Here is a 24,163-nt window from a genome sequence, read left to right on the forward strand (position 1 = left end):
TAACCTGCTTCTATAGACAAAGGACAAATAACCCTTACCGCTCAAAACTGTAGATTTTTTGCGTGGTTAAATGTTCAAATACACGAGAAGGACACTGATTCAGAGAGAACATTTGCCGATCAAGCTGAACTTGTAAACTAAGCAGGGGATCGACTCCAGTAGACACTAGAAATTCTAGACGTCCCAGTTGCGACCAGGTACTGAGTGTATCTAAGATTTTCGCGATCGCGATGGCGTAGGGATGATTGCTATCCTTGTACCAGTCTGGTTCTGCCAGGTTAGCTTGATCAAAGCCCAGATGAACAATTAAAGAAGGTTTCCCAAATAGTGCGATCGCCACAGGACGGGCTTCTTCCTGTAACAGTAAGTTATGGCTTTCTGCTAAATGTCGCAGTTTTTCCAGTCGTTCATACCGTTGTGTCACCGGTTGTGGCGCATCTAACCACTGAATTCCCACAGTGACTAAATAAGTTTGTAGCAACAGATGCCCCAGTTTCTGTGCCTTGGTTGCTAAATAGATCGAGTTATAGTCATTCGCTTCAATCAACAGGGGAACCCGATCAACCACCTCAATCCCATATCCCCTTAATCCAGCAATCTTACGGGGATTATTGGTAATCAGGCGAATTTTTTTGACGCCAATATCATTAAGCATTTGCGCTCCCATACCATAGTTACGCAGATCCGCCGGAAATCCCAAGCGTTCATTTGCTTCCACGGTATCCAGTCCCATATCCTGAAGGGAATAGGCTTTGAGCTTATTCACCAAACCAATTCCCCGTCCCTCTTGGCGCAAATACACCACCACTCCTTGACCCGCCGCCTCAATCATTTTTAACGCGGCTTCGAGTTGCTGGCGACAATCACAGCGCAGGGAACCCAAGGCATCTCCGGTGAGACATTCCGAGTGCATCCGTACCATCACAGGTTGGTCTTGAAACTTTTCCGGATCTCCCTTGACAATTGCCACATGTTCTGAATTGTCCAAGGTATTGCGATAGCCATAAATTTTAAACGTGCCAAACTCCGTCGGCAATTTAGCCACCGTTTCCCGGTAGACGAAGCGATCATGTTGCAGGCGATAACTAATTAAATCGGCAATGCTAATCAGTTTAAGATTATGCTGTTTAGCATACTGAATCAACTGCGGCAAACGCGCCATCGACCCATCTGGATTTTGAATCTCACAGATCACCCCGGCTGGGTATAATCCTGCCAATCGTGGCAAATCCACCGCCGCTTCCGTATGACCCGCCCGCTTGAGGACACCCCCTTCCCGGGCACGAATCGGGAAAATATGACCCGGACGACGTAAATCACAGGGTTTCGTCTGGGGATTAATCGCAATTTGGATAGTTCGCGCCCGGTCTTCTGCCGAGATCCCCGTTGTCACTCCCAGATGGGATGCTGCATCAATACTAATCGTGAAAGCCGTTTGATTGCTATCGGTATTTTTGGTAACCATTAACGGCAAATCGAGGGCATCGAGGCGTTCTCCCATCAGCGCCAGACAAATCAAGCCCCTGGCTTCCACCGCCATGAAATTAATCATATCCGGTGTAGCAAATTGGGCAGCGCAAATTACGTCCCCTTCGTTTTCTCGGTTTTCATCGTCAACCACAACCAAAGCGCGACCGGCTTTGAGGTCAGCTAGGGCTTCATCAATCGAGTTGAATTCAAACAAAACAGTTTCAGGCGATTCCACGTCAAAAGCGCGAGTGCTAGATCCTTAAGATTTATAGCGTGAGTTCCTTTTTGATTGTATCCCGTTTATCTGGGTATAGAATTCACAGATGCAAGAGTTCCCCAAGAAGGGCGGGTTTAGTTAAGTTATGGGTTTGTGCCAAAGGTTATGGATAAAACCCGCCCCTACAGATTGGCTCCCCCAGCTCCCCCAGCTCCCCCAGCTCCCCCAGCTTCCCTTACTCCCCCCTTTCCCTCATCTGTGACTGCTTTAATGCCGCTTTCGCTTGCTGCCAAAGCTGCTCTAATTCATCCAGGGTATACTCAGACAAGGAACGAGTTGCGATCGCTTCCATACCTGACAAACGCTGGATAAACCGTTGGTTGGTATCTTGCAGCGCTGTGGCTGGGTCAAGCTCATACCAACGGGCGACATTAATTAGTGTAAACAATAAGTCCCCTAACTCTGAGAGCTGCTCCTCTTTCCCTTCTTGGTCAATTGCCTGATGGAATTCGGCTAATTCTTCCTCAAATTTTGCCCACACCCCATCGACATCATGCCATTCAAATCCGGCTGCTGCGGCTTTTTCGGAAATTTTCATCCCTGCCATTAAGGGGGGGAGTTTCCGGGCGTATCCCTGGAGTTTACGACTCAACCGTTGTGCTTCGGCTGAAGTTTCTCCTTTTTCAGCAGCTTTGATTTGCTCCCAATTGTAACGGACTTCTTCGGCGTCTTGCACATTGACATCGCTGAAGACGTGGGGATGACGACGGATGAGTTTTTCGGTAATGCCATCCGCCACCTCTTTTAGGGTAAATTGACCGACTTCGGCGGCGATTTGGGCTTGTAATACTACCTGAAGCAGTAAATCGCCCAATTCTTCGGCAATGGCTTGGGGATCGCCACTGCGAATGGCATCCACAACTTCATAAGCTTCTTCAATCACATAAGGGGTCAACGTCTCCGGAGTTTGGGCAAGATCCCAAGGACAACCCCCATCTGGCGATCGCAACTGGGCAACCACATCGATAAGCTGTTGTAGGGCAGCTAATACCGAGGCTTGAGGGGAGGTTTGGGCAGTGTCTGGGGAATTGGACATCAGGGGCTATTCAACAACCACGTAACTATTCTTAACGAAATTGCTGATTTGTGCCAATCTAGCGCTATCCTCATTCATGCCCTAAGTTTTTATTACTATGAATTCCTGGGTTAATTCAATTGCTCACCTTTTTCTTTAATCAGGTAACCATGAATCTCACTATTGTTGATCAAAAACTCCGCATCGAACTGGAATGGTACGAGCAACTCTGGGCGTTCACCTTAGATAAAGGGTGGGAAATCCCCCTCAACCATATTACCAGGGTCACAACTGATGAACCTCCTAGCAGTTGGACAGAAATTCGCGCCCCAGGTACAGCTTTACCGGGAGTGATTAAGGCGGGAACTTATTACAGTTCCAGAGGGAAAGAATTTTGGTATGTGACTCGCGATCGCAATTACCTGGTACTAGCACTACAAGATGAACCCTACCAGAAAATTGTCCTGACGTTAGACCAAAATGAATTTTGGGCAGAACGCATTCAGCAAGCACAAGCGTCATCAATTTGAGGATAACTTCTGTTCCCTGTTCTCTGTTCCCCAAACTTAAATTTATTTTGGTGAATAAAGCCAGCTTTGATATTCAGGATTAGCATCTTTCATATCTTCATAAAGCCACACCATGCGATCTAGAAACCACAGCTTACCTGCATAAGTCAGCGCTGCACCAAACAGAGTGATCCAAATGGCAAGTTCAATGACGCCCCAAGCCACAAACCCTGTACCAATCGCCGCTACTGTAGTTAGGATATTAGGCATAATCTGATGTCGGGCGGGGACGGGAATTTTATCTCGATTCATCCAAACCCGTTCGCCAAACACCGCTTTAGACGCCCAATTATCAGTCGTTTCCGGTTGAGCAAAGAGGCGTGGATTTACCCAATTCCAAAGTAACGCCACTGCAACCAAAAGCAAAGACCACCAGCCCAGCCAAACTCGACTCCAGATGGCTAGGATTAGCAAAGGTAATACAGTGTTGCGCGTCCAGACACTCCAGGGATTAGCATGACGTGTCCATGTGGCTTCATCCATCTGAAACAGTTGAGCAATTTTGTTTTCTAGAGTCATGGTTGTTATATCCCAGAAGTATTAAGTTCATCGATTTGAGGTTCGCTGGCGTTTGGTGGATTTACGGCGCGGCGTTTGCTTTCGACGCTGGTAGCGCTTGTAGGTGGAACTTGTCCAATCACTGACGGAGTGGAGGATAGCGCCGAGTTCTAAGCCGATAAATAAAGCAATCCAGTGGGCTTGATAATCGAGGAGCGATCGCGTGATATGTTGTTTTAACTCTTCCCCAGTCCAAGGTACAGCCTGGAATAAGTACATAATCACAAATCCTACTCCCGCCAAGGCGATGATCCAACTTCCCAGATAGAGGATACGAATCGTAGTCCCTAGGATAAAGCCGTGGGAAAAAATAGAGCGGTGGCGCATCACCTTTTGGTAGGGTAGCCAAATCCAGCGTAGCCACCCCCAGCGTTTAAAGGGGCGTGAGTAGAGATCTAAGTCGGGACTGAACATGAGTCCACTAAAAAAAAAGCCTCCAGATACGATCAGGGTTAAGTCCCCATTCCTAGTCATGATGCGGGTTACAGCGGTTATAAGGGGGAGACTCCATAAGGTAATGCGATCGTGTATTTGACCAGAGGGCATATTTTTGGTAATTTTGTGTTAATCTAAGTAGGTATGATACATACCGGGCGGTTAGCTCAGCGGTAGAGCGCCTGCCTTACAAGCAGGATGTCACTGGTTCGAATCCAGTACTGCCCATTTTTGTCCATTAAAGAGCTATTTGTCAGTTTTAAGGACTTAGTGTCTAAAACTGCAGCGGCAAATTATTTATGGGCGATCGCACGTTGGTTAAGTTTTCTGAAGCGGGGTAGAATGCTATGCTCTTTGGGGATATGGTTAAAGATATTTTCTGCTACCAATCTCATAGACGCGATCGCGCCTCCTGGGAAGGACAGAAAAGACCTGCATAAATCGGGGGAACCTCTGGTAATGTCTTTCCGAGAACCAATCCGCAAACCAAATTTCTCGCCCTTGAGTCGCAAGTCCGCGCCGAATCCGTTGCAGCAACGCCGTTTCAAAGTTCCGAAACCCCAGGAACCTGTGGTAAGACGCTCACCGGAGGAACAGAAGGCGTTTTTGCAACAGAAACTGGAGCAGTCAGCTTTTGTCGGCTATAACGGTCTTAATGTCCCGGTTAATGCACCCAAAACACCACCCCCGCAACCTGTACAGGAGAAGTCCGCTAATGCAGGGTTAGGACAGTATCATCCCAAAATAGAACAGAGAACTTATTCTGTCTTCAATGGGTTGAATCGGTTTAACGTTCAGCAATCGAGTCAGCCAGAAACGGTTCAGCGCTCATGTTCCGCCTGTGAGCAGAAAGAGAAAGAAGAAGAGGAAAAGCACACAGGAACCATCCAGGCGAAAGCTGATATAGCGGGTGCTAGGGGTTTGAATAAAAACCCATTATCGTTACAGGGAAATAACCTCACTCCTACACTACCAGCTAAGACGATTGAGGAGCAGGAGTCTCCAGCTACATCCAACAAAAATCCGTATAAAATATCCGTAGATAAGAATTCCCCGCCACTTCCGGCTAAAGAAATTCCACCGCCTAATACTCAAACAGCCACAGGTGCAGAATCTCAGCTAACGGAAACTTCACCAGATGTTGCACAAGACAAGGTGGATAAGCCGTTAGTCACAGAGACAGAGACTCAAGAGGTACAAAAACCTGCTCCAGCTCAACCCCAATCGTCGAATCAACCCCAAGGGAAAATCGAGCCACCTCCTCAAGCCGAACCCTCCACAGACGCGAAATCGGAAGCACAAGATACTAAAACTCAACCTGAAGTTGCGCCAGCGCCAAAACCTGAAGCCACCACACCCAAAGCACAAGATAATTCAACTGAATCCCCAGCTACCCCAGCACCCACAAAAGAACCTAAACCAGACACAGAAGGTACTGCGCCTCAACCGGAAGCTGAATCTGCACCGACTGAACCTGTAGCCGAACCAGAGTCAAAACCCCCAGAACCCCCTGTAGCTGAACCGAATCAGAAAATACTTGAACCTGAATCCTCTGAGATTGAGTCAAAAACAGAACCCACACCGGAACAGTCAACGGAAACGGCGTCACTCACTCCAACCAACCAGGAAAACGCCCAAACTTCAGATAGTTCTCCAAATACTGAAGCAGCAGCGAAGGAAACCCCCGCCACAGCAGCGCCAGAGAAAGCGGAATCCCCCTCTTTAACAGAAGCTTGGCAGATGGCGCAAGCCCAAGTCACCAATGATGAAGCGTCAGCGCCGGAACCAACACCTGGGGATGGGGATTTGAAGACAACCCTGGAAACGGCATTACAATCGGCACAAGCGCAAATAGCCGCCATTCAGACACCGGAAAAGCCACCAGAAGCCGAGCCAATTTCTCAGGCGATCGCACCCTCGGCGAAAAGCCCTGAACCTAAGACTGCACCTGCATCTCAGGGTAAGGGAGAACCACAGAAACCGTCAGATACAGAGGCTAAATCCTCAGCGACGCCAGCACAGGTGTCTCAGACGCCGGAATCGGCTAAACCCAAGCCTGTATCGGAATCGCCTCAGACGGAAAAGCAACCCGAACAATCAACGGCGAAGGGAGACAAGACTCAAGAGACGCCAACGCCTAAATTACCAGAATCAGAAACCGTAGCCGGAGGAGATGCGATCGCGAAGTCGTCGGATACTCAGGATTTGCCCGGTGTCGAAGTTTCTCAACCCAGTGAACCTGATACCATTCAACGCGCCTGTGCTGCTTGTGAACAAGAGAAAGAAGAGGAGACGGTACAACCTTTACTGATTCAGCGTCAACCGATGGGAATCAGCCCTACCTCTGACTCCCAAGCAACCATTATTCAGGCAAAACTAGAAAATCCGATTGAATGGGCGCAAGGGATTTTAGACGGCTTGCGGGGGGATGCGTCGGCGAAGCAGAGTGAACTTCAGGGAGATGCTGCGGCGAAACAATCAGGGGTTAATCGTCAGGCGCAGGGTAAGAGTGTAGAAATAGATAGTCAGGGGAAAGGGAAAGCCTCTGAGGTTGATGCGGAGGGGAAAAATAAAGGCTCAGAACTTGATGCCGATAGTCAATCAAAAGCCTCTGAAGTTGATACAGAAGGGAAAAATAAAGGCTCAGAACTTGATGCCGACAGTCAATCAAAAGCCTCTGAAGTTGATGCGGAGGGAAAAAATAAAGGCTCAGAACTTGATACCGATAGTCAAGCCAAAGCCTCTGAACTTGACACTGAAGGGAAGACAAAAGGGAGTGAATTACAAACCGAAAGTCAAGGGAAAGGGGAAACCCTGACAACTGACAGTCAAACCAAAGGGTCAGAATTAGAAACAGATAGCCAGACAAAAGGTGGGGAACTAGAAGCCGAAAGTCAAGCGAAAGGGAATGACCTAGAAACTGAAGCCACCGCCAAAGGGAATGACCTAGAAACTGAAGCCGAGACTCAGGCGCAGGAATTGCAAGGGGATGAGGCAGGGTTTGAACAAGAGGCGGAGAATACCAAGACCGATATTGAGAATCAGGTTAATAATAAGATAACCGAAATTCAAGGTAAAGGGAGTGAATTAACCACTGAACTGGAAGGAAATTGGGCAGGATTAAAAGGGAATGCCGAAGCATCAGTCACATCTCTGGATAATCAGGCAAGTGAACTCTGTGGACGCTATCAGAGTCAAGCCGAAGCATTGATTCAAAATCTGGATAATCAGGCGGGTTCATCGGCGGATATCCAGGAACAGTGGCAAGCCCTTGAAGCCGAAGCTCAAGCGGCGTGGACTGATTTTATGGCTCAGGTGAGTCCAGTTACCCAAGGCATTGATCAACAGTGGCAACAGTTTAGTCAATGGGCGCAGACACTCTGGGAACCCCTCCGCCAAAAAGCGGGAGAATTGGCAAGTTGGGTAGAAGGATTGCTGAGTAATGCGAATACTTGGGTGCAGGAACAATGGACAGTTCTCCAGAGTAAAGCGGCGGAAAAATGGAATGGCTTCCAAGCATCGTTTACGGGTGCTAAAGGTTGGGTAGACGAGAAGGTTAATAGTACGGAGAATTGGGTTAAGGAAAAATCGAAGAGTACCGAGAATTGGATTCAGGACAAATCGAATAGTGCCGGGAATTGGATTAATGAGAAAACGAATGGTGCGAGAAATTGGATAGGGGAGAAAGCCACCTCAGCCGGAAATTGGATGGGCGAGAAAGCCAATGGTACGAAGAATTGGATGGGTGAGAAAGCTACCTCAGCCGGAAATTGGATGGGTGAGAAAGCCAATGGTGCAAGAAACTGGATGGGCGATAAAGCACAGGCGGCGGGAAGTTGGATGGGTGAGAAAGCCAATGGTGCGAAAAACTGGATGGGCGATAAAGCCACCTCAGCCGGAAATTGGATGACTGAAAAATCCAATAGCGCTCGCAGTTGGATTAGTGAGAAAGCCGGGAGTGCGGGGAGTTGGTTAAATCAAACCAGCAATTCTTTATTAACGACACTCAGTCAAAAAGGCAGCAGTTTTGTGTCGGGTATCCGTAATACAGGTAGCTCGATTCTCCAGTGGTTAGGTGGCGAAGTGGGTTCCCTGATTTCCGGTGTTCAAGGGGCAAAAGATGGAGCCGTTTCGGGTTTAAGGGGGGCGATAGGTAAGGGTACGAGTTTGCTTCAGGGGAAAAGTAGTAGTGTTGTTAATTGGGTAGGTGAACAAGGAAGCAGTGCAGTTAACTGGGTGAAACAAGAGGGAAGTCGTGCGAAGAGTTGGTTAGGGGAAAAAGGCAGTAGTGCGACGAATTTTGTTAAGGAGAAGGGAAGCGATGCGGTTAGTTGGGTTGGTGACACGAGTCAACGTGTGTCGGGTTGGGTGCAGCAAAAGGGAAGCGATGCCAAAAATTGGATTGGTGAGACGAGTCAAGGTGCAGTAGGTTGGGTGCAGCAAAAGGGAAGCGATGCCAAAAATTGGATTGGTGAGAAGAGTCAAGGTGCAGCAGGTTGGGTGCAGCAAAAGGGAAGCGATGCCAAAAATTGGATTGGTGAAAAGAGACAAGGTGCGGCGAATTGGGTTAAGGATAAAGGTGCTAGCGCGAAGTATTGGGTACAGCATCCCGGTGAGTTGGGACGGAATTTGTTGCAACAGGCAAAGGATGGGATAAAGGGTGGCTGGGATGTGATCAGTACCGAGTTCGGGAATTTAGGGAGTCGGGTACAAGAGAAGGTTAGTGGGTTGTCGGGTTGGGTGAATGATAATCTGATTCAGCCTGGTAAGAATTGGGTGCAGGAGCAGTGGGGTAAGCTGCAAAGTTGGATTCAGAAATTTATTCTCAATTTGCCAAAGTATTGGGGTGCTTTACAGAGATTATTTAGCAAATTATCAGCATTTAGCCAGCCAATCGATAAGACTGAAGTCAATAACGATAAGCCTTGGGAAAGCAGTCTTCATCAAGACTATGAGAATCTTGCTAAGGAGAAAGGTGTTTACAAGGGTCAAGATGGTGACCTTAAAGGGTATAAGGTGGATCAAGTCTTTAAGGACGAGGCTACAGGTCTTTATGCTTTTGCCTTAGTCGCAGAAGGAAAAACACCAGTTATTGTATTTCGTGGGACAGAACCAAAACCACCCTTCAACGATATCGAAACTGATATTAACCCACTAGGAATTGGTTATGAACAATTTAAAGCTCTTCAACAAAAAACAGAATTTGAGAGTTGGTTGGCAGCACAGAAAATGAAGCCTAATGTAGTCGGTCACAGTTTAGGAGGGGCATTAGCACAACTGACAACTTCTAATTACCCAGGACAGGTAGGAAACGTTATTACATTTAACTCGCCAGGGATTGATTCAGGTGCAGTAGATAATTATAAAAAAAATCAGGAAAACCGAGACGACTCTGAAGTTTATCATTATATTGTCAACGGTGATTTAGTATCAACCGGAGGAGAGAAGTTTTTGCCTGGTTATGTAACTGAAATATCCGGAAAGCCTATACCTAAACTTAATCTACCTAAGCCGTTATTAATATTGAGTCCAGCAACTTTTGTTGGTACAAAAATATCGCATTATAGTTATCGTTCCTTAACAAATCGTTATAATAATCATGTTGATGATAAGTTACTTAGTGATGATTCCCGTCATAAATCAGTTAAATATGAAGAAAGACAAGGAAACCTCATAGTCGAAAGACTCAGAAAGTCAGTTGGTTATGAATGGAATAAGACTAAACGTATGCATAAGCAAGGCAAAAAAATACATAATTATATTACTAATGCTGATGATAGATTTAATCAATGGTATGCAGATACAGAACGGGATATTATTTATTGGGCATATCCAAATTATCCATTTTTAGATTAGATAAATAAACTATATATATTGAAATTTAATTTAAAACAAGTGAACGTTATGGAAGATATCAATATCCAAAATCAAACCGACCAAAACCCAACCCCCACCCCCTCTAAAACCTTACAACAAGAATACCAAGAATCCCTATTAAAATCTGGCATTCAAGCCGCTAAACTACTGAATGAGTTGATCGAGTTGAAATTAATGCCAGACCCCCGCGCTAAAGAAATGGCTGATTTGGCTTTGGAGGTGATAAAAATAATTCATTCAGCCCCGGAAGAAATTGTTAATTTCAAAGAAAACAATGATCAGCCTTAAGGATTATCTGTAAACTAAGTAAATTGGCAATCCATCAACCCTTGTATTAATCCTTTGGCGATACGATGACAGGAAAACTCCCAATGTGACACCTGAAGACATTCCCTCAACACAACCCATTTTTACCGCCATCGTCAACTTCTTCACAGAAGACAATTGGCACTATGCCCAGCTAGAAGAACAATCAGCTTTACGCCTAGCGTTTAAGGGCAAAAATGACCAATACGACTGTTATGCCCAAGCGATAGAATCACAGCAGCAGTTTATCTTCTACTGCTTATGCCCGATTAAAATTCCCAAGTCTAAGCGTCGAGCGGTAGGAGAGTTTCTATCGAGAGCCAACTATGGCATGATTATCGGCAATTTTGAGTTAAATTTCGATGATGGGGAGATTCGTTACAAGACTAGCACCAATGTCAAAAATCACTCTCTTGATTCAGACACCATCAAACAGTTGGTTTACACCAATGTGAAAATGATGGATGAATACCTCCCTGGTATCATCGCTGTCAAGAGTGGAGTGTCGCCAGCCGATGCGATTCGCGATTTGCCATAGTTGACGAGATCAGGTAACACTCCGAACCATTTGGGAAATCACGGCTAAAAACCAACAGCCGCGTTTAATATCTGCATTTATCAAGTGATATGGAAAATCTGAATTTGCTGGATACAATTGCCACCTTAAAACCGATTCCCTTGAAGCGGTTGCACTTAGTTGAATCTGACTATGTAAGGCTTGAAAACTTACCAGTCGGACAGGTGGGTACGGTTGTCAATATTTATGATGAGCAGGAAGAACCTCACTATTTAGTTGAGTTTGCCGATTTACAGGGGCGGGAATATGCAATGGCTACATTGAAACGAGACGAAGTTTTGATACTGCACTATGAACTTTCAGTGGCTTAACAATAGCAGGATTTACGCCGTGAAAAGTCACCTTTGTAGGTTGGGTTGAGCAACGGATGGGGAAATTAAAACCTCATAAGAATGGCACTGAATTAAGATTGGTGGGCAATGCCCACCCTACGGTATATCAAAGATTTCGGCGATCCCAAAATGCTTATTTCACCACCATTGAACCTAAGATATGTCAATATCGCTCTTTGGTTACTCTCAACTAGACTAGAACTGTATTGAACCTCTCAGATAAGCAATATGTCTCTTAGCGAACTTTTACCCACTGTTAGTCAACTCTCTCATCAAGATAAACTTCGACTTATCCACTTTCTGCTTCTTGCCGTTGCTAAAGAGGAAGGATGCAGCCTAGAACCTGTAGGCAATAGTGATTCAGCTAATGCACTTTTGAATCAATTGGCATCAACAGAAGCCGTTGTCTGGTCTCCTCAAGCAGATCAGGCAAGTGTTCAAGCCTTGTCGGATCTTTTGGTGGCGGCGCGGAGAGAAACTAATGCTTAATGGTCAACGATTCCCGTTCATTGAGCGCATAAATAGCCTTGGACTTTCGAGTGTCATGCCATATTTGCCTATCACTCTTGTCAATGGAAGCTGCACTGTCGAGGTAATGGCACTTGTAGATACGGGTGCAAGTGTCAATGTTCTACCTTACGAGATTGGTGTACAGTTAGGGGCAGTCTGGGAAGAGCAAACTGTTCCGATTCAGTTAAGTGGAAATTTAGCTGATCACGAAGCACGAGGCTTGGTGGTATCGGGTATCGTTGTGCCGTTTTCGCCTGTCTTATTGGCATTTGCTTGGACTCAATCAAGAGATGCGCCTGTAATCCTGGGACATACAAACTTTTTGGCGGAATTTAATGTGTGTTTTTATCGCCATGAGTTAGCTTTTGAGGTTTGTCCAATAGACAAATGAACACAACAGATGTTCACGCTTTAGGGCGCAAGCCTTCATTGGTGTCAACTTAAGGTGAAGAGCCAGGAGAGCGGGGGGTGTAGGGGCGGGTTTTACAGATAACTTATGACACCCAACTGATAACTTGACTAAACCCGCCCTTCTCCCATAGCCGGGGAGCGGAAACCCCATAGCTGAAAATTAGAATGGGTAAGGGTTATGGCTTAAGTTGACACGGGCGCACGTCGGTGCGCCCCTACAATTCCAATCCACCAATTAAGGTGTGCCACGCCACTACGGTGAAAAGGCGCAATCTATTTACAGCCACGAAGTATTTATGGTTAAATACTATTTAGATATGCATCTGCTATACCTATGAATATTTTCACTCAAGGACAGGGGCGGCTGTTGGCAGGATTGGCATTAACCGTTACGTTTGCTGCTGTAAAACCTGCTTACTCCCAACCCATTACCCCCGCCGCCGATGGTACAGAAACCACGGTTACTTCTGAGGGAAACCGCTACGATATCCAAGGGGGTACAGTTTCGGGGGATGGGGTAAATCTGTTTCATAGTTTTGAGCAGTTTGGACTCGATACGAACCAAATTGCTAATTTTTTGTCTAATCCAGAGATTCAGAATATTTTAGGGCGGGTGGTGAATGGTGAACCGTCGCTGATTAATGGGTTGATTCAGGTAACAGGGGGACACTCAAATCTGTTTCTGATGAATCCGGCGGGGATTATTTTTGGTGAAAATGCTCGGCTGAATGTGACGGGTGATTTTACCGCAACCACGGCGACGGGGATTGGTTTTGAGGGGGGATTGTTTGAGGCGTTTGGTAGCAATAGTTACAGCAATTTAGTCGGCAATCCGAATGGATTTAAGTTTGAGACGTTGCAGCCCGGAGCGATTATTAATGCGGGTGATTTAGAGGTATCCGAGGGACAGAATCTTTCGCTGATTGGTGGTGAAGTGCTGAGTACGGGGAGTTTGACAGCACCAGAGGGTAATATTTCGGTAACGACAGTACCGGGAACGAGTCGGGTACGGTTGACTCAGGAGGGACAACTGCTGAGTTTGGAGGTTGAATTACCGACGGATAATCAGGGGAATTTGTTGGCGATTGAACCGTTAATGTTACCTGAATTGTTGACGAATGAGGGTGTGGTTGAAGCGACGGGAATCACGGCGGCTGATGTGGAAGCTGAAGCTGGAGATATTGTTGTTAATCAGGTAACAGCATACACCGCAACGTTATCGGCTGAAGGGGATTTAACGTTAGTTCCCGTAGGGGCGCAAGGCGTTGCGCCCTCGCCCTCTTTGGTAACAACGGGGGATTTAAATCTATTGGCGAAGGATACGGTATTGGTAAGAGATAACCCAACCAGTCCTTTTTTAGCCCAAGCGGGGGGAAATCTTTATATTCAGGGGAATAATGGAATTGATATTCTGGCGCTGAATCATCCAGAAACCCCGTTTGTGAGTGGGGGAAATTTGAGTTTAGTCAGTGATGGAATTATTTCTGGCGATGCTCACTTTGCTAGTGGGGGTGATTTTTCACTTCTCAATTTAGCTGGAGGTGGTGGAGAATTTGTTAGTTTCTATGATCCTATTATCGAGGCTGGAAATCATCTGGGTGGATCTTACTTAGGTACATCCCTCAAAATCAAGGCTACAGGAAACATTACTTTTGAGGGTCCAATCAGAATAAATGGAAAAGATGACAATATTCTCAATGCAGATCCTGATGCATCATTATTAACCACCTATCCCGCCCTAATATTGGATGCAGGCGGCAACATCACGGTTGAAAGTATAGCCACTTTCGCTGCAGCCCCTCCTAATCTTCCCGAAATTGCAGGACCAATAATATTAGATGCTGGGGGTGATATTAAAACTACAGGTCACTTCTTAACCATTGACGATCCCCCAATCAGAATTAGCCTTGGCTCATTTGTAAGTCCAGGTCGAACGGGGGATGCGGAATATATTAGAATTGAAAGCGGTGGTTCTATTGATGTTAGTTCAGGTGAAGTCTCCACATTTACTAATGATGGTACGGCTGGCGATATCACATTAGAAGCTGAGGGTGATATTAGAATAGCTGACATAAATGCGACGAGTTTAAGTGGTGGCGATGGCGGAAACGTTAGTCTGGAAAGTACCTCTGGATCTATCATATCGAATGGAGAGATATTATCTTTTGCCCAAACAGGTAAGGGTGGAAGTATCAGATTCAACGGTGCAGCCACTCTGGAAAATGATATATTGTCTGATGGCGCTTCCGGTGGAAATTCAATCACCTTCAATGGCGCAGTTACTCTCAAAAATGATGTAAATCTCAGCACGGGCACTAGCACTAACACAGGTGATATTATCTTTGATGGCACCCTGAACGGAGATCATCAGCTAGAACTTGATGCTGGCTCTGGTATAATTCAGTTTAAAGATTGGGTGGGTAATGAGAATCCCCTAAATCGCCTCGAAATTATAAACGCGGATAAAGTAGAGATTGCTGGTGGTATTATTACGGGCAACCGTGATTTGTTTATTGAGCAACCCGTATCATTGACAGGGGATACAACATTTGATGTGGGTACAGCTACACTTAGCTTTGATTCAACTCTGGCTGTAGCTGAAAATAATTTAACCCTGCTAACGAATGAGATTGACTTTGAAGGCGGAACTAATTCAGTGACTGGTACAGGTGTCCTTCAGCTTCGCCCTTCAACACCCAACCGAGGGATTGCCATCAGTGGTTTAGCCGATAGCGGTTTGGACACTTTTGATATCACCCAAGTAGATCTTGAGGCATTGGATGGGTTTAATCTGATTATTATTGGTCAAGAGAATAGTTCTAGCGCAATCACTATTAATGACGTTACTTTTGATAATTCTGTAAAGATTCAGTCTCCTCAAGGTTCAATTACTGTTGATGGAAATATTACAGGAACAGGAAATGCTTCAATCGAACTCAACAGTGCTAACACAACCTTGAATGCCAATATTACCACAGATGGTCAGGATATCATTGTCGGTAACACTCCCAATCCCATAGGGAATAGTGTGTGGATTGGTACAGATTTGGTAGTTCTCAACACGGGTTTAGAGCAAGGCGGGGATATTATCTTTAATGGTAATGTTAATAGTAAACTAAACAATGAGCAAAGTCTCAATGTTACCCCAGGTATGGGGGGAGTTGTATTTAACGGTGACGTGGGTAATGTTAATTCTTTAGAGAATTTAATTATTGGCGATGATGTCACAGGAAGCGCTAACTTAATTGGCAACTCAACCACAGTTTTCAACAGTTTATTTATTAATGCTGAACAAACCCAGGTGGCAGGTGTAATTACAACTACTGGAGGTTCTATTGAATTTACTGGTCATGTAATTTTGCTAACTGATGTAACATTAGACACAACTTTTAATACTGACGATACGGGAACATCAGGCAATATTATTTTTGGCAAAACTGTTTCCAGTGCGGGGTCAGATGATAACTTTCCTGATGATACTGACACTCCTCCCTTCAACCTAACCCTAATCGCTGGGTCTGGAGATATCAATTTTAATGATGCTATAGGGACTCAAGATTCTCTAGGAACAATTGATTTAGGTCAAATCAATATCGAAAGTGCTAATCAGGTAACAGCCGCCTCAACAATTGCAACCAGTGGGTCAGAAGGTTTTAGGATTACAGCTAGCAGCATTAATATCCAGGGTGACTTAAACACTAATGATGGACTCGTGAATTTTATAGCGAATAATGAAATTATCGTTAGCAATATCACCTCTGAAAGTGGGGACATCAGTTTAAATAGTGATACTGGCAGTATCAATACTAACACTCTAAGCGCTACTAATGGCTCAGTACAGCTAACCGCCGGGAATCAGATTAGCACTGATGATGTATCTGGTAATGTAGTGAATCTTTTTGCCAACAATAACATTGATGTCGCTAACGTTACCTCAACGAATGGGAATATTACTGTTACGAGTCAAATAGGTGCAGTTGAAAGCGGCGACTTAATCGCGACGGGAGAAACAGGAGGTGGAGACGTTACCATTACAGCACGCGATCGCATCATTACTGGAAAAATAGATACCAGTTCAATATCAGGTAATGGCGGAAATGTCAACCTAGACCCGGAAAATGAGATTGAAGTAGTATCGATTAACGCTCAAGGCGGTACAGATGGTACAGGTGGAACCGTTGATATTACGACAGAACAATTCTTCCGCGCCACTGGCACATTTACAGACCAAAATGGTATAACTGCCAGCATTTCGACGGCGGGTGGCGCTGGTGAGGGATCAATAACGATTCGCCATGATGGTGGAGCCAGAGAAACATTTTTCTATGTTGGAGATGCGCTAATAAACGGCACGGCTGGAACCCTTACCACAGGTTCAGACAACTCAATTTTATCCCTAAGAATTTTTCCGGGTTCCTATACCCAAGGCGCTATTTCGATTATTACCTCTCAAGACTTCGCCCAATTCTTACAAGAACTATTACCAGACGCTGATCCCCCCTCATCCTTAACAGTTACACTTGAAAACAGGGGTTTCCCTTTAGAAGAATTATTTACCCGTGAGTTTGAGAAATATCTGGGCATCTTCAATCCTTCTATTAACACACTAGGGCAAATTCGGATAACATTGAGCAATATTGAGTCAGCCACGGGTCAAAAGCCTGCCCTGATTTATACCGTCTTTTACCCCACCCGACTCACTCCAGACTCCGGTTCTTTAACCAATCCCATTCCCCAAGATAATGACCAATTGCAACTGGTTGTAGTTACACCAACCGGGGAACCGATTTTCATGCCGATTCCCGGTGCAACTCGCGCTAATGTTCTAGCTGAAGCCCAGAAGTTACGCCGTGCGATTACTAATCCAATTACACGCAGTACCAACCGTTATTTAGCCCCAGCCCAACAACTGTATCAATGGATAATTGCCCCAATTGAGGAACAGTTACAAAATCAAGGTATCCAAAATCTCAGCTTTATCATGGATGGGGGATTGCGTTCCATTCCCTTACTGGCTCTCCACGATGGCGAACAATTCCTAATTGAAAAATACAGTGCGGGTTTAATGCCCAGTATCAGCTTAACCGATACCCGCTATCGCGATATTAATGACTTCCAAGTTTTGGCAATGGGGGCGTCTGAATTTACCGACGCCAACCCCTTAAAAGCTGTCCCGGTTGAATTAGCCGCAATTACCCAAGAAATATGGCAAGGAGAATCCTTTCTTAACCAAGAATTCACCCTGGAGAACCTAAAAACCCAACGTCAATTACAACCCTTTGGGATTGTCCACTTAGCCACTCATGGTGAATTTAAATCGGGACGCCTGGAAAATTCTTATATTCAGTTATGGGATACCAAACTACGCCTCGACCAACTGCGTGAATTAAAGTTGTATGAACCCACAGTAGAATTATTAGTCCTGAGTGCTTGTCGCACCGCCGTGGGGGATGAGGAAGCTGAGTTAGGCTTTGCCGGGTTAGCGGTACAAGCTGGGGTTAAATCGGCACTGGGAAGCCTCTGGTATGTCAGTGATGAAGCAACGTTGGGACTAATGACTGAATTTTACCGTCAGTTAGAGACAGCACCGATTAAATCAGAAGCGCTGCGACAGGCGCAAATTTTGATGATTCGGGGAGAAGTGCGGTTAGAAGAGGGGAAATTATTGGGGAGTGGGGAGAGTATTTCGTTACCTCCAGAGTTAGCACAAATAGGAGATAAAGATTTGTCTCATCCCTATTTTTGGTCAGCATTTACGATGATTGGTAGTCCATGGTAGCAAGAGGAGGCGATTGAAATCGCTGCTACACAAACTTTCGTCCGCCTGCGCGGACTAGGTTATAACGGGGGTAGCGTTCTTCGGATTTAGTATTATGTAAACCCATCCTGTTTCTGGTGTTGTTAATTATACCAAGCGAGTCGCCCCTACAGGTTAAAGCGGCTTTTCTGTATCATGGGACTAACGATAGGTTAGCGCCATTAAAGTCGGGCAAGAGATATAATACTGACTTAAGTGGAATGACACTGAATTAAGGCTGGTGGGCATTGCCCACCCTACGGGGTATCAAGGGTTTTGGCGATTCCAAAATGCCAATTTTCAGTGCCATTGGATTTAAGTGCTAGCTATAATATCGCCGCACGATATTTAGCCGATAAACTTAAACTCACCGCTTTTAGGGGTGAGTTGAACATTAGTAAAAAGCACCCAGTTTTCATGTCACAAGCATTTATTTTAGCTCACTTGAGTCACACATCCTCTGTACCGAACCTGATCGCATCTGAACCGACGTTAAGTACGATTTTAATCGGGATTGCGATCGCGTTTGGATTCGGTGCGGTTCATGCACTCTCCCCTGGACATGGTAAAACCCTTGTAAGCGCCTATTTTATTGGCTCTCAAGGAACCGCACAGCAGGCTGTTTTACTGGGATTAACCATAACCTTTACCCATACGCTGAGTATTTTCCTCTTAGGTGCGATCGCGCTGTTTGCGTCTCAATACGTTTTGCCCGAACAATCTTATCCGGTGCTGAGTTTCGTGAGCGGGTTAACCATTGGTATCCTCGGATTGAGCTTGCTGAGAAAGCGGCTGCATTCCCATTCCCATTCCCATTCCCATTCACATTCACACGTACACTCACCCACTAGCCTTTCATCTCTGGTTAAATTAGGGATTGCGGGGGGATTAATTCCTTGTCCTTCAGCATTGGTGATGTTATTGAGTGCTGTGGCTTTGCACCAGATCAGCTATGGACTGTTTTTAGTGGGCGGGTTTAGTCTAGGGTTAGCATCAGTGTTAGTTATTTTGGGTGTCGTCGCCATTTATGCTCGCCAGTGGCTGGAGCGATTGCCACAAACGGATCAAGTGTTGCAGAAGTTATCAATTTTGAGTGCGATCGTGATCATGGTCATTGGCTTTGGTATAACATTTGTTTCAATCACCACCTCTCTATAAGGCAAAATCAATCACAACCTTTTACAGATATCCAATGAAAGTAAAACAGTTCTTTGTTGTTCTACTGGTACTTATCAGTCTTTTGGGCTTTCCCAGCCAAGCACTAGCCCATGGTGTGGAAACCAACTATCACTTAAAGATTAATTCCCTAGAAATTCAATCCGTGTTCAGCACAGGGGAAGCGTTTAAAGATGCACCTGTGATTGTCCATCCTCCTGAGGGTTCAAACTATGCGCCGATTGCAGGAAGGACAAACGAACAAGGGATGTTTGTCTTTGAACCCGATTACTCCGTCAGTGGAGAGTGGGAGGTGGAGATTGGTGAAGACAGTCATTGGGATATGTTAGTGATTCCGGTGAGCGATCGCGGAATTGATGTCGAGGCGATCAGCCAGATTCAGGAGGATCATCCTCACCATCATCACTATCTTGCCAGTCAAATTATTGTCGTGGTGCTTGCCATTGGTTGTGGCATTAGTAGTCAATTTATCAGCCATAAATTCAAGAATTAGTCTCGTAGGGGCGCACACTCCGTGCGCCCACAGGGAGAAAAACAGGCGATCGCAATTTTGAGTTGTGACGAACAATGATTCCAATTATAATCCCACAAACCCTAAAAGTTACTCAGGAGCAGTTTGAGGAACTCGCTGCGGCTAATCGCGATGTGCGACTCGAACGAACAGCGATAGGAGAATTAATTATTATGCCACCCACTGGGGGAATTACAGGAAAACGAAATATTGATATAGAGGGACAACTGTGGTTTTGGAATCGCCAGACAAAACTAGGGGTTGCTTTCAACTCTTCTACTGCATTTCGGCTTCCTAATGGTGCAGATCGTTCTCCTGATGCATCGTGGGTGAGTCAAGAACGATGGGATACATTGACACCCGAACAACAGGAAGCATTTCCGCCACTGTGTCCGGATTTTGTGATTGAATTGCGTTCTAAGAGTGACAATATGGAACCTTTACGCAAAAAGATGCAGGAATATTTAGACAATGGGTTGCGTTTGGGGTGGTTGATTGATGCGAAGAATAAAAGGGTTGAAATTTATCGACCGAATCGGGAGGTTGAGGTTTTACAGTCGCCTGTGAGTTTATCAGGGGAAGATGTTTTACCTGGATTTGTACTCGATTTACAGGTGGTTTTGGGGAGTTAACAGTTAACAGTTATCAGTTAACAGTTATCAGTTAACAGTTATCAGTTATCAGTTATCAGTTATCAGTTATCAGGGAGTGGATATGAAGAGTATTGCATACCAGAAAGCGTATCGATTTGCTATTCGGGTTGTTAAAGCTTACCAATATCTCACTGAAAACAAGAAAGAGTTTATTTTATCAAAACAGTTAATTAGAAGTGGAACTTCGATTGGTGCGAACCTCGCTGAAGCAAACGGTGCTATATCTACAGCAGATTTTTCTGCTAAAGTATCAATAGCCTATAAAGAGTGCCTAGAAACCAAATATTGGCTATCTCTGTTGAAAGATACAGGATACATTGCGGAAAAAACCTTCAATAGCATACACGCCGACGCTGACGAGATAGGCAAAATCCTCTTCTCAATCCTCAAAACAACCCAACTCTCTGACAACTGATAACTAACAACTGATAACTGACAACTGATAACTGACAACTGATAACTGACAACTGATGACTGATAACTGACAACTGATGACTGATAAAGGATTTAGTAAACCATCGACTGTGCCAACGCGGGATGCCAAGACGTTTATGCTGGCATTCATCAAGCGTGTGAGGAAAACCCAGGGCAATAAAGCCCAGGTTGATGATTTTTTACAGTCTAAACTAGCCAAGCTGGATGAATCACTATTGGCAGCATTACCGCTAGTGTTTGCAAGGTTGACGGCAGATCAGTTGCCGGACGAGCGGAAAAACATTGCACGATTGTTTGGATATTTTGGTATTTCGATTCGACAGTTTCCTTTGGGTGATAAGAAGCTGAACCTGGAGTTGAGCATCTCAGCTTATCAACTCGCCCTGAAAGTTTTTACCCGTGAGGCATTCCCCCAAGATTGGGCGATGACGCAAAACAACTTGGGCAATGCTTACAGCGATCGCATCCGGGGAGAGCGTGCGGAGAATCTGGAACAGGCAATCGCTGCCTACGAATTGGCTTTACAGGTTTATACCCGCAAGGCATTCCCGGAAAAATGGGCGGGAACGCAAAACAATTTGGGAAATGCTTACGGCGATCGCATTCGGGGAGAACGTGCCGAGAATTTGGAACAGGCAATCGCTGCCTACGAGTTGGCTTTACAGGTAAGAACCCCTGAGGCATTTCCTCAAGATTGGGCGACGACGCAAAACAACTTGGCAAATGCCTATCTTTACCGCATCCGGGGAGAGCGTGCTGAGAATTTGGAACAGGCAATCGCCGCCTACGAATTGGCTTGGCAGGTAAGAACCCGTGAGGCATTCCCGGAACAATGGGCGGTGACGCAAAACAACTTGGCAAATGCTTACCGCGATCGCATCCGGGGAGAACGTGTGGAGAATTTAGAACAGGCAATTACCGCCTACGAATTGGCTTTGCAGGTAAGAACCCGCGAGGCATTCCCCGAAGATTGGGCGGCAACGCAAAACAACTTGGGAAATGCCTATGTTTACCGCATCCGGGGAGAGCGTGCCGAGAATCTGGAACAGGCAATTACCGCCTACGAATTGGCTTTGCAGGTAAGAACTCGCGAGGCATTTCCTCAAAATTGGGCGATGACGCAAAACAACTTGGCAAATGCTTACTGCAATCGCATCCGGGGAGAACGTGCCGAGAATCTGGAACAGGCGATCGCCGCCTACAACTTAGCTTTACAGGTTTCTACCCGTGAGGCATTTCCTCAAAATTGGGCTGAAACGCAAAGCAACTTAGCAGAGGCACTGATGCAACGTGCCACACTAACTGAAAATCTCAATAATTTAGATACTGCCATTACTTTGCTACAGGAAGCCCTAGAAATTGCAGTTCCCCGCAGTCCCAACTTTATCGACTCCCAGTATCGCTTAGGAAACGCCCTCTCCCGTCGCTACGAATACAACCCAAATCCCAGTGACTTAGAGCAGGCGTTGCAGGCGTATAAAATTGCCTTAGACGCAATTAGCCCAGAACATTACGACAGACAGCATATCTGGCAAGCCATACCCACAACCCAGTCCATTTTAGGCAGTCGTCTGGTTCATGATGGACAATGGCAGGAAGGGCTACAACTTCTACTCAACAGCGTTAACCAACTTAGCACGGGAAGCGATCAGCTAGCCCACGCTAATGCTCTTTTCCAAATCGGACACGCCCACGAAACGCTCAGTGATTGGGACAATGCCCGCCTCTACTATCGGGATGCCCTACGCCTGTATGACCATCTCCACGATGCAGTCGGTATTGCTAAAAGCCGTCATGGGTTGGGAAGTGTACTGGTGTCTCAAGGATATCTGAAAAAAGGCATGGCTGAACTATTTAAAGCCCGTGAGCGTTATCATCAATTGAAAAAGACCGACCAAGCTGCTGAAGTAGATAATCTCTATCAAGCAGCACAACGAGCAATGGAACGACAAGCAAGGGAGGTTTATGTATGACCACGGCTGACGATATTTTTGACCAGTCGGTAAACAATATTCAGCGTTTAGGACTCAAAGAGATTCCCTTTACCGAAAGCCCCACCGATTTGCGAAGCGAAACCCTGAACCATATTTTCACAGGACGACAAGATGAACTGCGCCAAGTGTTTAATCTGTTCCAAAGTCGTGAACGTCGCCGTATTCTAGTCTATGGTCGGTTAGGAATTGGCAAAAGTGCCTTTTTGCTAGAAGTGATATCCGTGCTGCGCCGCAAGCGTCCGAAAATGCTGACCACTTACATTTCCCTACCCGCTAATTTGGATCTCGCCACAACTGCATTAATTGCCCTAGCTCAAGAAATGACAGATGACGAATGGGCGCAACGTCAACTGTATCAGATGGGGATTCCTACTGAAAAAGTCTTGAAGGAACGCAGTTCCGAAGTCGGGGGCAATATGGTGATAAATGCCAAGACTAGCGAGAAAGATTTACCCATCACCAAACCCCAATATCCCACTGTCAGCCTCAACACCCTTTTAAATCGGGCGCAAAAGAAATATCCCGAAGGTGTGGTGATTGCAATTGATGATCTAGACAAGCAAAATCCTCATCAAGTCAGGCAATTAATGCACGATGCTCAGGGTACATTAAAAGGTCCGGCGTGGTTCTTGCTAACAGGACACCCAATGGGTTTAATGGGAGATTTACTCACCAGTGAACGCGGTTTATTTGACCTACAACTCAAGCTAGAAGAAATGGATCAGGAAACCACCTATCAGATGCTGATCAATTACCTGAGCAGTGCGCGGATTAAAAATGACTCCACTGATGCGAATGATCCGCGTTCTGTATTACCCTTTCTACCCGACACAGCCAAGCACTTTTGTCAGGTTTCTCTAGGTAAACCCCGTTTGTTCAACCGATTGGGTAGCACAGTTTTGTCAACGGCGGCAAATCTTCAGGTCGATAAAATTACCCCAGAGGTTTTGGACAAAGGTTTAAAAGCAGCAGAGCCAACCTTGCGCCAACAAGCTGCATTGAACGTGCAAGAAGAGCGAATTCGTGCCTTATTGCAGCAGCGAGGTAGCCTTTCAGATGAAACAATAACGATAGATGATCTGGAACAGTTAGGCTTCCGCAGTTTTAGCCAAATTTTGCCTTATTTAGAACGATTAGAAGAGGCAGATTTGGCGCATCAGATCAACCAAGACGATACCAAAACATTCGCCCCGATTCCTCTCCCCCCGGCGGACGAGGAGCCACCCCTAGATAGTTGAGTTCAATAGTAGAAGCTGCTGA

Annotated in this window: 18 protein-coding genes and 1 tRNA gene; 15 read left to right on the top strand and 4 right to left on the bottom strand. The window is 45.7% G+C overall.

The features are described from left to right. Window positions 1-34 precede the first annotated feature (34 nt). Both ribBA and mazG read right to left on the bottom strand, forming a co-directional pair. Window positions 35-1,684: a bifunctional 3,4-dihydroxy-2-butanone-4-phosphate synthase/GTP cyclohydrolase II gene (gene ribBA / locus RLO19_RS02560; RefSeq protein WP_446353568.1), complete on the bottom strand. Its 1,650-nt coding sequence runs from the start codon at window positions 1,682-1,684 to the stop codon at window positions 35-37. Between the two features lie 238 nt (window positions 1,685-1,922). Continuing rightward, on the bottom strand, window positions 1,923-2,783 hold the full coding sequence (gene mazG, locus RLO19_RS02565) for a nucleoside triphosphate pyrophosphohydrolase (protein ID WP_446353570.1): 861 nt from the start codon (window positions 2,781-2,783) through the stop codon (window positions 1,923-1,925). A 149-nt stretch (window positions 2,784-2,932) separates the two neighbouring features. On the opposite strand from mazG, the gene RLO19_RS02570 reads away from it, so the two are divergent. Next, window positions 2,933-3,292, top strand: coding sequence for a hypothetical protein (locus RLO19_RS02570; RefSeq protein ID WP_446353572.1), 360 nt, complete (start codon window positions 2,933-2,935; stop codon window positions 3,290-3,292). A 42-nt stretch (window positions 3,293-3,334) separates the two neighbouring features. Here RLO19_RS02570 and RLO19_RS02575 read toward each other — a convergent pair whose 3' ends face one another. Then, window positions 3,335-3,850, bottom strand: coding sequence for a DUF6653 family protein (locus RLO19_RS02575; RefSeq protein WP_446353574.1), 516 nt, complete (start codon window positions 3,848-3,850; stop codon window positions 3,335-3,337). Between the two features lie 27 nt (window positions 3,851-3,877). Further along, window positions 3,878-4,435, bottom strand: a complete 558-nt coding sequence (locus RLO19_RS02580; protein WP_446353576.1) for a metal-binding protein — start codon at window positions 4,433-4,435, stop codon at window positions 3,878-3,880. A 45-nt stretch (window positions 4,436-4,480) separates the two neighbouring features. Here RLO19_RS02580 and RLO19_RS02585 point away from each other — a divergent pair. The 14 genes from RLO19_RS02585 to RLO19_RS02650 all read left to right on the top strand — a co-directional run bounded on the left by RLO19_RS02585 (window position 4,481) and on the right by RLO19_RS02650 (window position 24,141). Continuing rightward, window positions 4,481-4,552: transfer RNA gene (locus tag RLO19_RS02585), tRNA-Val, on the top strand. Between the two features lie 42 nt (window positions 4,553-4,594). Next, on the top strand, window positions 4,595-10,180 hold the full coding sequence (locus tag RLO19_RS02590; RefSeq protein ID WP_446353578.1) for a lipase family protein: 5,586 nt from the start codon (window positions 4,595-4,597) through the stop codon (window positions 10,178-10,180). A 48-nt stretch (window positions 10,181-10,228) separates the two neighbouring features. Then, window positions 10,229-10,489: a hypothetical protein gene (locus RLO19_RS02595; RefSeq protein WP_446353654.1), complete on the top strand. Its 261-nt coding sequence runs from the start codon at window positions 10,229-10,231 to the stop codon at window positions 10,487-10,489. An 85-nt stretch (window positions 10,490-10,574) separates the two neighbouring features. Next, window positions 10,575-11,045 (top strand): YbjN domain-containing protein, encoded by a 471-nt coding sequence (locus RLO19_RS02600; RefSeq protein WP_446353580.1) that lies wholly within the window; start codon window positions 10,575-10,577, stop codon window positions 11,043-11,045. An 89-nt stretch (window positions 11,046-11,134) separates the two neighbouring features. Continuing rightward, window positions 11,135-11,395 (top strand): DUF4926 domain-containing protein, encoded by a 261-nt coding sequence (locus RLO19_RS02605; RefSeq protein ID WP_446353582.1) that lies wholly within the window; start codon window positions 11,135-11,137, stop codon window positions 11,393-11,395. 249 nt (window positions 11,396-11,644) lie between these two features. Beyond that, on the top strand, window positions 11,645-11,905 hold the full coding sequence (locus RLO19_RS02610) for a hypothetical protein (protein WP_446339680.1): 261 nt from the start codon (window positions 11,645-11,647) through the stop codon (window positions 11,903-11,905). Further along, a complete protein-coding gene (locus tag RLO19_RS02615) occupies window positions 11,898-12,317 on the top strand; it encodes a hypothetical protein (protein ID WP_446339679.1) in 420 nt (139 codons plus the stop codon). Before RLO19_RS02610 ends, RLO19_RS02615 begins: the two co-directional genes overlap by 8 nt. 354 nt (window positions 12,318-12,671) lie before the next feature. Next, window positions 12,672-18,116, top strand: a complete 5,445-nt coding sequence (locus RLO19_RS02620) for a CHAT domain-containing protein (protein ID WP_446353584.1) — start codon at window positions 12,672-12,674, stop codon at window positions 18,114-18,116. Window positions 18,117-18,551: 435 nt separating this feature from the next. After that, window positions 18,552-19,292, top strand: a complete 741-nt coding sequence (locus RLO19_RS02625) for a nickel/cobalt transporter (protein ID WP_446353655.1) — start codon at window positions 18,552-18,554, stop codon at window positions 19,290-19,292. Window positions 19,293-19,326: 34 nt separating this feature from the next. Continuing rightward, window positions 19,327-19,803: a hypothetical protein gene (locus RLO19_RS02630; protein ID WP_446353585.1), complete on the top strand. Its 477-nt coding sequence runs from the start codon at window positions 19,327-19,329 to the stop codon at window positions 19,801-19,803. Between the two features lie 74 nt (window positions 19,804-19,877). Continuing rightward, on the top strand, window positions 19,878-20,453 hold the full coding sequence (locus tag RLO19_RS02635) for a Uma2 family endonuclease (protein WP_446353587.1): 576 nt from the start codon (window positions 19,878-19,880) through the stop codon (window positions 20,451-20,453). Between the two features lie 82 nt (window positions 20,454-20,535). Continuing rightward, the gene (locus tag RLO19_RS02640; RefSeq protein ID WP_446353589.1) at window positions 20,536-20,889 is read left to right on the top strand and encodes a four helix bundle protein; all 354 of its coding nucleotides are present in this window, start codon (window positions 20,536-20,538) and stop codon (window positions 20,887-20,889) included. A gap of 76 nt (window positions 20,890-20,965) precedes the next feature. Further along, the gene (locus tag RLO19_RS02645; protein ID WP_446353590.1) at window positions 20,966-22,882 is read left to right on the top strand and encodes a tetratricopeptide repeat protein; all 1,917 of its coding nucleotides are present in this window, start codon (window positions 20,966-20,968) and stop codon (window positions 22,880-22,882) included. Further along, window positions 22,879-24,141: an AAA family ATPase gene (locus tag RLO19_RS02650; RefSeq protein ID WP_446353592.1), complete on the top strand. Its 1,263-nt coding sequence runs from the start codon at window positions 22,879-22,881 to the stop codon at window positions 24,139-24,141. The genes RLO19_RS02645 and RLO19_RS02650 overlap by 4 nt, the downstream gene beginning before the upstream one ends. Window positions 24,142-24,163 lie beyond the last annotated feature (22 nt).

This window comes from Coleofasciculus sp. G2-EDA-02 (assembly GCF_040226375.1).
In the GTDB taxonomy this organism is placed as follows: domain Bacteria; phylum Cyanobacteriota; class Cyanobacteriia; order Cyanobacteriales; family Coleofasciculaceae; genus Coleofasciculus.